The following is a 15061-nucleotide window of genomic DNA, read 5'->3' as shown; positions in this document are numbered from 1 at the left end:
AGGGCAGCATGACCCAGCCTGTTCCTAGCTTTGAGTTTTCCCGGGAGCGCGAATGACCCGTTCGGCGCGAATCGCGAGGGGCTGGCTCGGCGCCGCCCAGGTTGCCGCCAGGCAGGGACTGTCCGGGCTGCTTGCCGCAGGGCTCATCGCGACCGCCGCGCCGGCGACCGCCAAGGCCGGAGCTGCTCCGGCAACCGCCCCCGGCAAGGCCGCCAAGACCGCCGCGGCGTCACCGACCCAGGCTGCCATCCGCCCTGCCGCGCCGGAACATCCTCCCGAGCCGGTTCAGACGCTGCCGCCGCCCCGGGTCTATCTGTTCCGCGGCGCGCTCGGCCCGCTGTTCTCCACCGGCATGGACCGCCTCGCCGAGAAGATCGAGAAGGCGGGCTACTGGGCCAGCGTCTATGAATTCACGCTGTGCGACCTGATCGCGCTTCAGGTCGCCAAGAACTACCGCCAGGACCAGGCACCGATCGTGCTGATCGGCCATTCGATGGGCGGACTCTGCAGCGTCCGCATCGCGATCACGCTGCAGGAGCAGAACATTCCGGTCGCGCTCGTCGTCACCGTCGACCCCGCGCATGCGACCAAGAGCGTGCCGCCGAACGTGCAGCGCTTCATCAACCTGTTCCTGTCCGACAACATTCTCGGCGGCGGCGACGTCAAGCCGGAGCCCGGCTTTCGCGGCCATTACGCCAGCTTCGACATGAAGGACCATGACGAGGTCACACACATCAACATCGACAAGATGGAGGATGTGCATGCTCAGTTGGTCACCATGATCAGCCAGCTCTCGCAGACCTCGGCCAGCGCGGAGGCGGATCCGGTGCCGCTGCGCTATCTGATCCCGCCGAAGACGTCGGTCGAGCTGTGGGACAGCGGCACCGCCGTTGCGGTGCGCCCCGGCGAAACCCTCGACCAGATCGCCGCCGCGTACCGTATTCCGCTCTGGGCCCTGCAGCAGTCCAACCGTGGCCTCGCCACCCAGCCGCTCGTGCCCGGCCAGCGCATCATCCTGCCGCGCCATCTGCTGCCGCAGGCGGCCAACCAGCCGCCGCAACAGTCATCGGAAGCGCCGGCGCCGGCCCGGCGCTGACCGGGCGAGCCCGTCAGCCCGCCGGCAGGAACGGGATGATCATCGGCACGCGCCGGCTGTAGGCCACGTAGTCGGGCCCCAGCTCCTGCGCCAGGAAGACCTCTTCCATCTTCGCCTTCCAGGCCATGCCGAGCGAGATCAGGATGGCGCCGAGCACGGCGGTTACCGTCCCCACCGCGATTCCCGTCGCGATCATGCCCAGGATCAGGCCGGTATAGATCGGATGCCGCACCATGCCGTAGGGGCCGGTGTCGATGACCTTGTGGCCTTCCTTGTGGGTGATCGCGTTCGACCAGAACCGGCCGAGATGAATACGTGCCCACCAGGTGAAGGCGATTCCAGCCAGGGTCACGACGGTGAGCAGGTAGACGCCGGTCTCGCCGGGGCGCCAGAACGGCGTCTCGCCTAGGAGGCGCGAGGTCCAAGGCGTGAACAGGATACCGCCGAGCACGATCAGCGCATGGTAGCGGCTCGTCTTGATGACCGTGACGTGCTTGCGGGTCTGCCCGGACCAGAACGAGGCGCCGACCCAGCTGGCGAGCCAGATCAGCCAGATGATCGCGAGCAGGGAGGTCGGCCAGGTGGTGGTCCAGCCGCTGAACGCAACTGACGAGATGGGGCTGGCATCGCCGGACATGTCTTTGAAAACCGTTATGGGACGTGGGACCGGCTGCTCTTAGCTATTCGGCCGCAGTGCGAAAAGGGTGTTGTTTCTCGTCGAGCCGCTTGGCCTGCTCGGTGCCGAGCAGGAAGTCGATGGTCTCGCGCAAGGTCGGCTCGATCGGACGGGGCGTGTAGCCGAGCTCCCGCTTGGCCTTGTCGATCGACAGGTCAGAGGCCGAACGGGCGATCCGCACGCCTTCGGCCGTGCCGGACGGACACTGCTTGGTGAGGCGGTCGGAGATCAGCTCCAACATGCCGGCCGACAGTTCGGCGAAACCGCCAGGCACGGAGATCGCCACATGCTTGCGGCCGCTGATCGTCGCCATCAGCTCGAGGATGCGGCTGAGACGCAGGCTCTCGCCACCGAACACGTAACGATCGCCGACCTTGCCGCGCTCCATCGCCAGGATCAGACCCGCCGCGACGTCGCGAACATCGACCAGATTGACGATGAAATCGAGGTAGAGCTGCACCCGGCTGTCGAGGAAGTGCCGCAGCATCTGCGAAGGCGGTGTCAGGTTGCTGTCGTGCGGCCCGATCGGCATCGTTGGGGTGCCGACGACGACCGGGAAACCGTCCGCCGCTGCTGCCATGGCGCGGGCCTCGGCCAGCGCTTTGGATCGGGTGTAGGCGCCCGGCATCGCGTCCGCCGGCGGTGCCGTGGGGGCCGCGGCTGCATTGGTCGAGCCGGGGTAGTCGAACAGAATCGACTCGGTGGAACAATGCAGGAAGCGGCGCACCTTACCGGCGCGGGCCGCGGCCAGCACGGTTTCGGTGCCGACGCAGTTCACGCGGTAGAAATCCTCGCGGTCCGGCATCCACATGCCGGGCAGCCCGGCGAGATGGTAGACCTGATCGACCCCGGCGACCGCCCGCTTCACCAGGTCGGCATCCAGCACCGAGCCCTCAAGATACTCCGCCTCGGCCATCATATGGGTCGGCGAGCGGATGTCGAGCACGCGCACGTCCATCCCCCGCGCCACGAGCGCAGAGACGAGATGATGGCCGATGAAGCCGCTGCCGCCGGTAACGAGGACTTTCATTAGGGACGCGAGTGCTGATCGCCTTGAAGACGGTCCGATGCAAGCCGATCCGGCGACCAGTCCGGCGTGATGAGATCAGCCACCGACGGCTTGAATCCCAGCGCCATGTAAAGTTTCGCCATCACAAACATCGGTCCAAGGAAGAGGTGTGCCGGATGATCCAGCAAAGAAGGATTGTTGCGCTCGAAGAACTTGTGTCCGACGGCCTGCGACACGAGGCCGAGAATCACGAGCGCGGCAAACAGAGCCCACAGGCCCAAACCGTGGACGTGATCGGCAATCATCATGGCCACAGAAAGGAACACCACGGCAAAAGCGAGAATGCCGGCGCCGAGCGCGGCATCGAGCAGCAGCCAATACAGCAGCACGGGCAGCGCCAGCACCGCGCCCAGGCTGATCCGGACGCCGAACGCGTCGAAATGCCACAAGCTGAGCGGCAGCACGGCGCCCAGGAACAGCAGGATGATCCCGAGCACATGCATCAGCCCGTTGCGCGGATCGCGATGGTATTCGACGTAGTCGACCATCTGGCGTCTGAACATGGCATTCATGGCAGGCTCGCTCGTCCATGGATCGGCCACCGCTCAATCGACGGCCGTAAGGACGCGGCTATACCATCAAGCGGCTGCATCGACAAACCGGCAATCGAGGCACCCCGCGCGGGACCCTCCGCGCAAATTGACAGTGGGTTCCATGAGCGCCCGTCGGCAGGGCCGCAGACGTCGGATCTCAATGCTGTCGCGCCGGAGCACCCAAGGGTTCATGCGCAGATGCAGACCTCGCTTGCATCAATTGCGGTGCTTGCGTGGAGCCTGCTTGCTGGGCGCGGCGGGGGCCGCTGCCGGAGGCGGTGCCGCGGCCTCCTCGACGGCCTTTGCGACCGTGATGATCTGGATCTGCTGATTGATCGGCGCGGTCGGCTTGGACGGGTCGAGCAATTGCTCCTCCCCCAGGCCGACGGATTGCAGGCGCTTGACCGAGATCTTGAAGGTATTCGCCAGGATGTCCCGGATCGCGTCGGCGCGGCGCTGGCTCAGGATGACGTTCGACTCGCGCTTGCCGTTGGCTTCGATGTGGCCGACGATCAGGAACGTGTAGGGCAGGAGATCAGCGTACACCATCGCGTCGGCAATGCGCCCCACGGTCTGGTAGGATTCCGGGCGCACGATCGGCGTGTCCACATCGAACTGGATGTCGACGTTGAAGGTCGGCAAGCTCGTCAGCTCCGGCGCGATCGGCGGACGCTTCGAGGGCGGCGGCTCGTTGCGGCCGCGCATCTTAGAGCGTTCCTGTGTCTGCTGCTTGAGCGCGGGAAGGTCGATCGTGGGCGCGGCCTCGAACCGGCTGAGCTGGCGCACGATGTCCTCGCGCGTCACCTCTTGCGCGCGCGCCGGCGCGCTCGCCAGCGGCAGCGATGCGGCGATCAGCCAGAGCAGCGATGTCGTCGTCTGCCGCATCAGCGATACCCCGCCTCGCCCATCGCCTGCTGACATCGCGCGCTGACGCCATTGGCAGTCAGGAGGCACGGGATCGATTTGCTGGTTTCCTTGGTCGAGCCGCCGCACAGCTTGACGATCTCACGCTGGCAGGCGTTCGCCACGGTGACGCGGGCGGAGATGCGCTTCTGGATCGCCTCGAACGCCTTGAAATAGGTCGCCTTGCACTGCGCCGAGACGACGTCCTGGTTGCGCGACAGGCATTCCTTCAGACGGTTGGAATCGAGATTGACGCCGCGGCAATTGGCGGTGATGTCGGCGCCGCAACTCGACGCGATCAGCCCGGCGGAGTCGCCAAAGCTCATCGTCTGCGCCATCGCAAGCGAGGGCATGCTGAGCGCGACCGCCACCATGAACAGATTGTATCCCCGGACCATGCACGCATCTCATACGACGCGAGCTGCCATGGTCAAGGCCTAACAAAGGCGAAGTGTGAAGTTCGGTGACGATGATGCGACTGCTGTCGCACGGCGGCAGATCCCGCCGTGGCCGTCAGGTCACGCGCGCTGCACGAAGCTGTCGACGACGTGCTTTTCGCCGGCCTTGTCGAAGCTGATGGTCAGCTTGTTGCCGTCGACCTTGATGACGTTGCCATAGCCGAACTTCTGGTGAAAGACGCGGTCGTCGACCGAAAATTCCGACGTGGTGCCGGTGGATTTCGCCACCAGCTCGCCTTCGATGGTCAGCGGCCCGCGCTTGTTGCGGCCGAAATTACCGTTGAAGCCGCCGCCGAACGGATCGCGCCCCGAGAACGGTGATTGCTCCTCCTGGAAGCCACCCTCTGAGCTGCCCCGAGCCCCACCAGGACGCCGCGCCTGCGCGCGCTGCCAGCCGGGCGTCGAATAGCTCGACCCGAACGATTCGACATTGTCGAAACGCGATGGGCCATAGCCGCCGGCGCCGCCCCAGCCCGAGCCGCCCTTGGATTCGGTGATCTCGACGCTCGCGGCCGGCAGTTCGTCGAGGAAGCGCGAGGGGATGGTCGTGGTCCAGGTGCCGTGGATGCGGCGATTGGTGGCAAAATAGATCTTGGCGCGCCGCCGCGCGCGCGTCAGGCCGACATGGGCAAGGCGACGCTCTTCTTCCAGGCCGGCGCGGCCCTGCTCGTCGAGGGTGCGTTGGCTCGGAAACAGGCCTTCCTCCCAGCCGGGCAGGAAGACGTTGTCGAACTCTAAGCCCTTCGCCGAGTGCAGGGTCATCAGCGACACCGCCTCCTCGTCGGCGCCGCCCTCGCGGTCCATCACCAGCGAGATGTGCTCGAGGAAGCCGTGCAGATTCTCGAACTCCTCCATCGAGCGGATGAGCTCTTTCAGGTTGTCGAGACGTCCGGCGGCATCGGCCGAGCGGTCCTTCTGCCACATCTCGGTGTAGCCGCTCTCGTCGAGCACGATCTCGGCGAGCTCGGTGTGCGGCGTCACCTCGCGCTGCGCGCGCCAGCGCTCGAACTGCAGGATCAGCCCGCGCAGCGAGCCGCGCGCCTTCGGCTTGAGCTCATCAGTTTCGGCGACCGCGCGCGCCGCCTCGAACAACGGGATGCGACGCTTGCGGGCATGGTCGTGCAGCAGCTGCACGGTGGCATCGCCGAGCCCGCGCTTCGGCACGTTGACGATGCGCTCGAAGGCGAGGTCGTCGGCCGGCGAGTTGATGACGCGCAGATATGCGAGCGCATCGCGGATCTCGGCGCGCTCGTAGAAGCGCGGACCGCCGATGACGCGGTAGGGCAGGCCGAGCGTGACGAAGCGGTCCTCGAACTCGCGCATCTGGTAGGAGGCGCGCACCAGGATCGCGATGTCGTTGAGATGCTCGCCCTTGCGCTGCAGCTCCTCGATCTCCTCGCCAATGCCGCGCGCCTCCTCTTCCGAGTCCCAGGCGCCGGTGACGGTGACCTTCTCGCCCTCGACGTCCTCGGTGTGCAGCGTCTTGCCGAGCCGGCCTTCGTTATGGGTGATGAGGTGCGAGGCGGCCGCGAGGATGTGGCCGGTCGAGCGATAGTTGCGCTCGAGACGGATCACCTTGGCGCCCGGAAAGTCGTGCTCGAAGCGCAGGATGTTGTCGACCTCGGCGCCGCGCCAGCCATAGATCGACTGATCGTCATCGCCGACGCAGCAGATGTTCTTGGGCGCAGGCGCGCTCTGTGCCGCGTCGTCATTCCGGAGCGCACCGTCAGGTGCGAACCCGGAATCCCGCAGTTGTGGGTCCTCAGCTCGAGATTCCGGGCTCGCCTCTTCGAGCCGCCCCGGAATGACGGAGGATGGCGTGACGGCGCGCGACGAGCTCGGCGCCTGCGACAGCAGCCGCAGCCACAGATATTGCGCGACGTTGGTGTCCTGATACTCGTCGACCAGGATGAACTTGAAGCGGCCCTGATATTGCCGGAGCACGTCCGGGTTCTCGCGAAACAGCCGGATGTTCTCGAGCAGCAGGTCGCCGAAATCGGCGGCGTTGAGAATCTTCAGCCGCTCCTGGTAGCTCGCATAGAGCTTGCCGCCCTTGCCGTTGGCAAAAACGGCGGCTTCGCCCGACGGCACCTGCGCCGGCGCCAGGCCGCGATTCTTCCAGCCGTCGATCAGATTGGCGAGCATGCGCGCCGGCCAGCGCTTGTCGTCGATATTCTCGGCCTGCAGCAGTTGCTTGAGCAGGCGGATCTGGTCGTCGACATCGAGCACGGTGAAGTTGGATTTCAGCTGCACCAGTTCGGCATGGCTGCGCAGGATGCGGCCGGCGATGGAGTGGAAGGTGCCGAGCCATGGCATGCCCTCCACCGCCTGGCCGAGCATCTCGGCGAGGCGCGTCTTCATCTCGCGCGCGGCCTTGTTGGTGAAGGTCACCGACAGGATCTCGCCGGGACGCGCGCGGCCCATGCTCAATATGTGCGCGATGCGCGTCGTCAGCACGCGGGTCTTGCCTGTGCCTGCGCCGGCCAGCACCAGCACAGGGCCGTCGAGCGTCTCGACCGCGTCGCGCTGCTCCGGATTGAGGCCCGCGAGGTAACGCGCACCGCCACTCGCGGCTGCACGGGCGCGCGCAGCGATACCGCCGGCGACGGGCTGGTGGTCAGGCGCAGGAATACGGCTCACGCGATTGGGCTCGGTCATCAGCGAATCAGTCTCATCCCTCTGACGGCATCATATGACGACATCAAGGGGTCTACAGGAAGGAGCCCTCATAGCAGGGATTGACGGTGATATGGGGCCGCTCAGCGCGTTTTACAGCCCTAAATCGAGGGCCGTCGGCGCCGACGTGCCCATCACGGGCGGTTTTGTTCCGCTTCACCGCGAATTTTTACCCGGCGAGCCCGCCGGAACCTTTGTTCCCGACCTCGATTGTCCAGGCAACGGCGCAAGCTCCGCGTCGCTTGGAACCGCAATCGAGAGACAGAGGTCGTGTCATGTTAGGCTGGGTCGTTACCTTCCTGGTTATCGCATTGATCGCCGGCATTCTCGGCTTCGGCGGCGTCGCCGGTGCCTCCATCGAGATCGCCAAGATCATCTTCTTCATCGCCATCGTGCTGTTTCTGGTGTCGGCTGTCGTGGGCCTCGCCCGCGGCCGCACCCGCGTGTAGTCGGCCTCATCCCCTGACAATGAGGTCGGCGAAGGGCGCAGTGCCTCGCAAGAGGTGCTGCGCCCTTTGCGCTTTTTGGGGCACCTCAAGACGGGGCGACGGGCATCTCGCCGAGCGCGGATCTCTTTCGAGGTGGCGCGGACGAAAGGGGATCGATTGCGTCTGTTCGGAGCGCCGGCAGATCGATTCGGATCAGCTCGAGCAATTGATGATCCTGAGCTCGACACGACGGTCGAGTGCGTCGCTCGGATCGTCGCGGCCGGTACCGACGATCATCTCGCGAGACCCGCGGCCGCTGGCGATCAGTCGGCCCGCGAGGCCTTTGTCCTCGGCCAGGATCTGATCCTTGACATAGGCGGCGCGCAGGACGGACAGCCGGTCGTTGACGCCGGAATATCCCGTCGCGCTGGTATGACCGGCCACTTCGAGGCAGACATGATTGGCGGCGGTCCGTCGCGCGATCTTGCCGATCCAGGCCTGATAGGGCGCGCGCACCTCCGGATCGGTGTAGAACAACGTCGAGCCCGGCTTGAACAGGAACTTGATCGCGAGCCGATCGCTGTTCTTCAGCCCGAAATCGAGCAGCCGGTCGAATGCCTGCATGGCGAGTTGCGTGTGGCCGAGCTTGAGGGCGGACAGGTAGATTCCGCTGTAGATGCGCAGCTGCTCGCCGCCGTCCATCCGTAGCGCGGTCTGATAGAGCTCGAGCGCGGCCTTGTAGCGGCCGGCATTGTAGGCCTCGATTGCCTCGTTGACCTGAGCCGATGCGAGGATGTGATTGGTGTAGGTCTGGTCGACGGCGTCGCCCGGCTTTGCGCCCTGGCAGCTTCTCACATAGGCCTCGGTGGCCGGGTCCTTGGTGTAGACCGGACTGTCCTTGAAGAAGGGGACCGGTGTCGGATCGACGTCGTCGGGCAGCGCGCGCGCGACACCTTTTGAGACCACAGTGTTACTGTTCAGATCGGCGATCGCAAGGCAGATCCGGTAGGCGTCCCGAGGACCCGTAGGCAGGCCCTCGTTGTTGATCGGAGTCAGGGTGCCGATCAGCACGAGCGGCTTTCGTAACAGCGACGCCACCGTGAAAGGCAGGGTGTGGATCCGGGGGTAGTTCGCCGCGATGAGCGCGGTGATGCGCTGCTGCTCCAGCAACGTTGCCGTCGATTGCACCCGGGTGACGCCGTCGATCAACGGGTCGATCACCAGTTCGAGCTGGCCCTGCGCGTCGTCCTCGAATTTGGAGAGCAGGTCATGGGCCGCTTTCGACAGCGCATCTTCGAGCGGCACGGGCGTTGGAGGAGGCGCGATCGCTGCCAATGGCGGCGTTGCCTGTGCCGACGGCGAGACCTCCAGCGCCCGGATCGCCGGACCCGGACACGCGACGATCAGCCAGCAAAGGGCGAGCCCGATCGGGCCCTTGCGAAGAAACACGACGTGCTCTCGTCAGACGACAGATACCAACCTGTGGAATGATTGAGGAATTTCTTGTCGAAAGCAGGTCGCTCGACCGGGGTTTGTGGATTTTTCGAGTTGCACGAATCGTGCGCTCTGCCGGGGGTCTGGCGCAGACTCGCCACACCTTCGCTCGATTTCAAATGCCCCACGGGCGTCGCTCTGCCCGCTCCTCGATCACCTGATGCTTTTGAATCCAAGACCATCGCGGCCACGCATCGCGTCAGCGATCGCATTTCGTCGCCTCAATTATGACGGTCGGATCCAGCGGCGCATGGCGGCGCGCGCCCAAGTGTTGTGCGATATTCGCTGAAAATGTGGCTTGGACGGGGTCCGTGAATCGTTTGCCGCGTAAGAATGACTCTGCCGGCCCGCACCTGTTGTCGGCCGCATGCCTGACAATGAAATCGGCGAAGGGCGGGGCCTCGAAAGAGGTACTGCGTTGTCGCAAAATTCAAGCCGGCGCGGTCAGCGCCACCTGCACCTTCGCGAGGGCTGGATCGAGCGCCACCGATGCGAGGCGCGGATCGTTCGAAAGTGCCGTGAGCGTCAGCGTCTGATCCTGGACGCGGAAGATCCGGCACAACGTCGTCGCCTCCGAGGCATCGCGCAGCATGACCGACAGCGGCGCGACGTCGTGCGCGCCGCTGACCTTCTCGGCGACCAGCGACAGCCGCGTCGCCGCCGCGGCCAGCCGCTCGGTGTGACGGCCGGCCGTATTGGCGGCCAGCGGCAGGCCTTCCTCATTCGTCAACAGCACGGTCTCGAAGCGGCCGACTTCGGCGATCCGGTCGAGCAGCGGCACCAGCTCGCGCCGCCGGCCCGGCCTGGTTGCCAGCTGCGCAAGATCGAGCGAGATGCGCTCGCGCTCGACCAGCGGCGCTAGCACGTCCTGAATCGCGCTACGCAGGCTCGTTTCCCGCTCGCTCGCGTCGTGACTGTTTTGCTCCTGCAACTGATCGAGGCTTGCGGCCTGCACTTGCACCTGGCGCCGCAGATGGTCGCGTGCCAACGCGCCCCGGCGCGCGCCGACCAGATAGCCCGCTGTCAACAGCAGGATGGCAGCGCCGACGCCGCTCACGAGAGCAAAGATGGTCATGGTCGCTTGGCCTCCGTGACGTGATCGCAATCGTCGACGCCGGCGATCCGCAGGACGGCCTTGCGATCGTCCGCGGCCGCTTCGGTATCGCCGCGCGCCGTGCCCGCGCCGGCGGCGCGGACCGCCAGCTGTTGCGCCGGAATGCCGTCCTTCTTCAGGAGCTCCGCAACGGCTTTGGCGCGCGAGAAGCTCAAGAGCACGTTGAGGTCCTCGCTGCCGTTGGCATCGGCATGGCCCTCGACGAGCAGCGTCGCGTCGGCGTGCCGCGACAGCGCTTTCGGCAGGATCGAAAGCGCGCGTTTCATATCGGCCGGATTGGGGCGCGTGCTGCCGCGCTCGAACGCGATCGCCAGCGGCGCGAAGCACTCGGTGGATGCCTTTGCGATGCTTGGCGGCTCGGCGCGGCCGATCGGTGTGGCGGCCGGGACCGGTGGCTCGACCGGGATGGCTGAAGGAAGTGGCACCGGAGGAGCAACGATCTGAGCGGGCAGGGGGACCGGCGACTCCGGCTGCGGAGGCGGAGGCTCGGCGACGGTCGGCTGCGGCATCACGACCGCGGCCATGGCTTGCGGCGCGGCCTGCGCCTGTTGCCAGAGCGCGGCCGACATTACCGCGATCAGCGTTCCCGCGACGGCAAAGGCGATGGCGAGCCAGACTGGCGCATCTTCGCCGGCCACGATGCAGTTGTCGACGCGCGGAGCGGACGGCGGACATGCGAGGTTGGGGGAGGGCGCCAGCATGTCAGCCCGCCGGTACCTTGAACAATGGCGCGATCAGGTCGATGCCGCATTCGAGCCCGGCGCACCACTCGATGAACTGGCGCGACATCGCCGCATCCGGAAACAGCGCGCCATGCTGCGGGGCGATGATCTCGATGTCGAGCGGCCGCACCATCTGCGCCCACGCCTTCATCACCCGGTTGGACACCATGTAGCGGCGGTGGAAACCTTCCATGAAGCGCGTATGCGCCTTGAAGTCGCGCGTGACGATGTAGTCGACGCCGATCGAGGCGCCGAGATCGCCGCTATAGAGGATTTTCGAGACGGGATCGTAGAGCTGAAAGTTGCCCTCGCTGTGCAGGAAATGCGCGGGCAGCGCGTAGAGCTTGCTGCCGGCGAGATCGAACACCATGCCCTCATCGGGGATCGGCTTCAGCCGGTCCGCGACGATGTGATCGAAACCGAAATGCGGCACGAAGCGGGTCCATAGCGACGAGATGTAGGCGTCGGCATCGGTCGTCATCAGCCAGCCGTTGATGGCCGCGACGATGTCGGGGTCCTGGTGCGACAGGAACAGATATTGCAATCGCCCACCCGAGAGCTCGCTGAAGGTCTCGCCGAGCACCTTGGAATAGACCTTGTGGCCGCCGGGATCGAGCAGCATGCCGACGCGGTCGTGGATGATGAGATGCTGGTTTGCCTGCACCGCGAGGTCGCCGGCGCTGAAATCCTCCAGCAGGATGTTCTTATGAACGCCGTCATCATAGAGGACGGTATTGGCCATGACGCAACTCCCGCCGGCGCCTTGCGCCGGCTTATTTGTACGACCGCTACAGCACCTTCTGCAGCGAGCGGACGGCCTCGCGCATGTCGAAGAAGGTCAGGCCCAGCTTGCTGTTCTCATTGGTCAGCGCGAGCAGCAGCGCGCCGCGGCCGGCGCTGACCAGAACCGCGTACCCGGATTCGCCGCGGATGATCACCTCCTGCAGATGGCTGCGGCCGAGCTCCATCGCGGCGCGGCCGCCGAGCGAGAGAAGCGTCGCGGTCATGCCGGCGACGCGCGTCTCCTCCATGTCGGCGGCGAGCACGCTCGCGATCATCAGCCCGTCCTCGGAGATCAAGGCGCAGGCTTCCACGCCGAACGAGTCGCTCTGCAGCTTGCGCAGGACACGGTTGATTTCATCGAGTCGGGACATCGGCTTCTCCTCGACGGCGCGCGGGGAAAACTTGGACTGAAACTGACTGTGAGCCATGACGGGGTCCTCGGCTTCATCGTGAGCTGTTGAAACGAACATGGGCGAACGATCGGGATCGGAAGAGGAAACAGGCGGGGTGTCCGGCACCAGCGATGAATCGGCAGCGTCCTCCGCCGTCAGCGCGCGTGTCTCGATGGTGTCGACGGCGTCGTCGAGCGCGCGCTGCTCGGCCTTGATGCGCGAGCGAGACACCGGCGGATGCATCGCCTCGAGCTGGCTGACCAATGCCTGGCGTGCCGATTGATAAACTTCGGCGCGGCGCTCGGCGCTCGACTCAGGCAGGTTCTCCATCGCCCGCGACAGCAGGATGAAGTAGTCGGCCGTCGTCGACGGTGTGGCCAGCTCATCCTCGTGCGGGCCATGTGCGCGGCTCAGCAGGCTTGCGAGGCGTCCCATCGCTCTCTCGTCTACTCAACGCAACTAACGATGAGTAAGGTTAGGTCGACACAAGGCACGCGACGAATGATCTGAATCAAATTAACTCAACGTGTGACCGCCAGGCACAGGACGGTCACGTTCTGCGCGGGTTGATGACACCCTATCGCCGTCTCGATGGCGGTGCTGCCCTGATTTTGCCGCGTTCGATCCGGCGGTGCCGCCGTTGCAGCCAGAATCAGTTACCATCACGGCGGCCGTTTGCGGTCACGGGGAGGAGAATGTGAAGCTCCAGGACTTTCTGCAGCGCGACGCGACCGCGCTGGCCGAAGCCGTACGCGCCGGCGAGACGACCGCTGCCGAGCTGCTCCAGCTTGCGATGCAGCAGAGCGAGCGCGTCCAGCCGCGCACCAACGCCATCTGCACGATGATGGAGCGCGAGGCGCGCGCGCAGCTGGCCAGGCCAGCGACCGGGCCTTTCACCGGCGTGCCGTTTCTGATCAAGGACTGCGCGCAGGACTATGCTGGCCTGCCGACGGCCTATGGCAGCAAGGCGCTGTCCGGCCGCGTGGCAACCGAGCATGCCTCCGTGGTCCGGCGCTACCTCGCGGCCGGTCTCGTGATCTTCGGCAAGACCAACCTCCCGGAGCTCGCGCTCAAGGGCGTCTCCGACTCGCGCGCTTTCGGGCGCGTCAACAATCCCTGGAATGCGGCGCATACGCCCGGCGGCTCCAGCGGCGGTGCGGCGGCAGCGGTCGCCTCGGGCGTCGTGCCGATGGCCGCTGGCAATGACGGCGGCGGATCGATCCGCATTCCCGCCGCCTGCTGCGGTCTGTTCGGGCTGAAGCCGTCGCGCGGGCTGGTGTCGTCCGGGCCGGGCTTCGGCGAATACTGGTTCGGCGCCTCCTGCGAAGGCGTGCTCTCGCGCAGCGTCCGCGACACCGCGGCAGCGCTCGACGTGATCTCGGGCGCCGAGCCCGGCGATCCCTTTCTCGTCGCGGAGCCCGGCGTGGTGTTCGCGAATGCCGTCACACGCGATCCGCCGCGCCTGCGCATCGGGGTCACGACGGCATCGCCGATCGGCACCGAGGTGCACGCCGAGGCGAAGCTCGCGGTCGAGACCACCGTGAAGCTGTTGCGTGGACTCGGCCATGAGGTCGAGGAGGCCGCGCCCGAGATCGACGGCGCCGCGCTCGCGACCTCGTTCCTGCACATCTATTTCGGCCAGGTCGCCGCCTTCGTGGCCGAGGCTCGCGCCAACGGTGCGCGTGGCGACCAGTTCGAGCTGCTGACCCGCGTGCTGGCGACGCTCGGCAGCGCGATCTCGGCCGGCGCGCTGACGACGCAACTGCTCAAATGGAATGAGTTTGCCCGCGCGCTCGCGCGCTTCCATGCCCGCTACGACCTGCTGCTGACCCCGACGCTCGCGCATCCGCCGATCCGCCACGGCCAGGGCGATCCCTCGACCGCCGAGCAGACCCTGCTCGACATGCTCGACCGCATCGGGCTGCTCGGGCTGTTGACGCGCTGGGGCGCGCTGGACGGCATGATCGACAAGATCGCCCGCGACAGCCTGCAATATGTGCCGTTCACCCAGCTTGCCAATCTCACGGGAACGCCGGCGATGAGCGTGCCGCTGCACTGGACCGCAGACGGCCTGCCGCTCGGCGTGCAGTTCACCGGCCGGCTCGGCGACGAGGCGCGGCTTCTGCAGCTCGCCCGCCAGCTCGAGCAGGCGCAGCCCTGGTTCGACCGGTTGCCGGACTGGGTGCGATCGGACTAATTCATCGCTTCGCCGGCATGCTGATGGCGCGGCCGAGCCCGTCCGGTCGCGGCAGCGCGGCATGCGCCTGCAGCACGCGGGAAATGTTGGCCTGGATGTCCGGCGGAAACGGCGCGACTTTGCGCTTGGTCATGTCGATGTGCACCGACATGTTCTCCGACGTCGCGGAGATCCAGCCTTCTTCGGCGTGGCGCAGCTCCTCGAACGTATGCAGCCGTTTCTCGTCGGCGGCGATCAGCCAGACGGCGATCACAACGGGATCGCCGAGATGGATCTCGCGCAAGTACCGCACGTGGCATTCGGCGGTGAAGGTCGAGCCCTGGCGCTCCTTCATGTAGGCCGGTCCGATGCCGAGCTCGGCCCAGATCTGGTCGATCGCGCGGTCGAACATCACGTTGTAATAGGCCATGTTGAGATGGCCGTTGTAGTCGATCCATTGCGGCTCGATCTGCATGATGGACGACAGGAACGGTCCACCTGCAGCCGGCGTAGGCACTGCATTATCGCTCATCGGCTCTTC

Annotated in this window: 15 protein-coding genes; 3 read left to right on the top strand and 12 right to left on the bottom strand. The window is 66.0% G+C overall.

The window, feature by feature from the left end; all coding sequences use genetic code 11:
• The first annotated feature begins 52 nt into the window (after nucleotides 1-52).
• Nucleotides 53-1096 (top strand): LysM domain-containing protein, encoded by a 1044-nt coding sequence (locus tag BRADO_RS26165; RefSeq protein ID WP_012029204.1) that lies wholly within the window; start codon nucleotides 53-55, stop codon nucleotides 1094-1096.
• A gap of 13 nt (nucleotides 1097-1109) precedes the next feature.
• On the opposite strand, the gene BRADO_RS26160 is transcribed toward BRADO_RS26165, so the two are convergent.
• From BRADO_RS26160 to BRADO_RS26135, 6 genes are all read right to left on the bottom strand, one after another.
• The gene (locus BRADO_RS26160) at nucleotides 1110-1733 is read right to left on the bottom strand and encodes an isoprenylcysteine carboxylmethyltransferase family protein (RefSeq protein ID WP_012029203.1); all 624 of its coding nucleotides are present in this window, start codon (nucleotides 1731-1733) and stop codon (nucleotides 1110-1112) included.
• A gap of 43 nt (nucleotides 1734-1776) precedes the next feature.
• On the bottom strand, nucleotides 1777-2802 hold the full coding sequence (locus tag BRADO_RS26155; RefSeq protein WP_012029202.1) for an NAD-dependent epimerase/dehydratase family protein: 1026 nt from the start codon (nucleotides 2800-2802) through the stop codon (nucleotides 1777-1779).
• A complete protein-coding gene (locus BRADO_RS26150; protein WP_012029201.1) occupies nucleotides 2802-3353 on the bottom strand; it encodes an Mpo1-like protein in 552 nt (183 codons plus the stop codon). The genes BRADO_RS26155 and BRADO_RS26150 overlap by 1 nt, the downstream gene beginning before the upstream one ends.
• A gap of 237 nt (nucleotides 3354-3590) precedes the next feature.
• Complete coding sequence (locus BRADO_RS26145) at nucleotides 3591-4259, bottom strand: OmpA family protein (RefSeq protein WP_012029200.1); 669 nt, start codon at nucleotides 4257-4259, stop codon at nucleotides 3591-3593.
• A complete protein-coding gene (locus BRADO_RS26140; protein WP_012029199.1) occupies nucleotides 4259-4675 on the bottom strand; it encodes a hypothetical protein in 417 nt (138 codons plus the stop codon). Before BRADO_RS26140 ends, BRADO_RS26145 begins: the two co-directional genes overlap by 1 nt.
• 120 nt (nucleotides 4676-4795) lie before the next feature.
• Complete coding sequence (locus tag BRADO_RS26135; protein WP_012029198.1) at nucleotides 4796-7393, bottom strand: ATP-dependent helicase; 2598 nt, start codon at nucleotides 7391-7393, stop codon at nucleotides 4796-4798.
• Nucleotides 7394-7686: 293 nt separating this feature from the next.
• Between BRADO_RS26135 and BRADO_RS34335 the strand changes: the two genes are divergently transcribed.
• On the top strand, nucleotides 7687-7860 hold the full coding sequence (locus BRADO_RS34335; RefSeq protein WP_008964634.1) for a DUF1328 domain-containing protein: 174 nt from the start codon (nucleotides 7687-7689) through the stop codon (nucleotides 7858-7860).
• Between the two features lie 192 nt (nucleotides 7861-8052).
• Here the strand turns inward: BRADO_RS34335 and BRADO_RS26125 are convergent, their stop codons facing one another.
• The 5 genes from BRADO_RS26125 to BRADO_RS26105 all read right to left on the bottom strand — a co-directional run bounded on the left by BRADO_RS26125 (nucleotide 8053) and on the right by BRADO_RS26105 (nucleotide 12779).
• Nucleotides 8053-9288, bottom strand: a complete 1236-nt coding sequence (locus BRADO_RS26125) for an OmpA family protein (RefSeq protein WP_012029197.1) — start codon at nucleotides 9286-9288, stop codon at nucleotides 8053-8055.
• Between the two features lie 475 nt (nucleotides 9289-9763).
• Nucleotides 9764-10408, bottom strand: a complete 645-nt coding sequence (locus tag BRADO_RS26120; RefSeq protein WP_041756959.1) for a hypothetical protein — start codon at nucleotides 10406-10408, stop codon at nucleotides 9764-9766.
• Complete coding sequence (locus tag BRADO_RS26115; protein WP_012029195.1) at nucleotides 10405-11148, bottom strand: OmpA family protein; 744 nt, start codon at nucleotides 11146-11148, stop codon at nucleotides 10405-10407. The genes BRADO_RS26120 and BRADO_RS26115 overlap by 4 nt, the downstream gene beginning before the upstream one ends.
• A 1-nt stretch (nucleotide 11149) precedes the next feature.
• Complete coding sequence (locus BRADO_RS26110; RefSeq protein WP_012029194.1) at nucleotides 11150-11911, bottom strand: MBL fold metallo-hydrolase; 762 nt, start codon at nucleotides 11909-11911, stop codon at nucleotides 11150-11152.
• A 46-nt stretch (nucleotides 11912-11957) separates the two neighbouring features.
• The gene (locus BRADO_RS26105) at nucleotides 11958-12779 is read right to left on the bottom strand and encodes a roadblock/LC7 domain-containing protein (RefSeq protein ID WP_012029193.1); all 822 of its coding nucleotides are present in this window, start codon (nucleotides 12777-12779) and stop codon (nucleotides 11958-11960) included.
• Nucleotides 12780-13041: 262 nt separating this feature from the next.
• On the opposite strand from BRADO_RS26105, the gene BRADO_RS26100 reads away from it, so the two are divergent.
• Nucleotides 13042-14541, top strand: a complete 1500-nt coding sequence (locus BRADO_RS26100) for an amidase (RefSeq protein ID WP_012029192.1) — start codon at nucleotides 13042-13044, stop codon at nucleotides 14539-14541.
• A gap of 1 nt (nucleotide 14542) precedes the next feature.
• Here the strand turns inward: BRADO_RS26100 and BRADO_RS26095 are convergent, their stop codons facing one another.
• Complete coding sequence (locus BRADO_RS26095; RefSeq protein WP_041756957.1) at nucleotides 14543-15052, bottom strand: thioesterase family protein; 510 nt, start codon at nucleotides 15050-15052, stop codon at nucleotides 14543-14545.
• Nucleotides 15053-15061 lie beyond the last annotated feature (9 nt).

This window comes from Bradyrhizobium sp. ORS 278, assembly GCF_000026145.1.
GTDB lineage: Bacteria > Pseudomonadota > Alphaproteobacteria > Rhizobiales > Xanthobacteraceae > Bradyrhizobium.
This window is presented reverse-complemented; position numbering and strand designations above follow the sequence as displayed.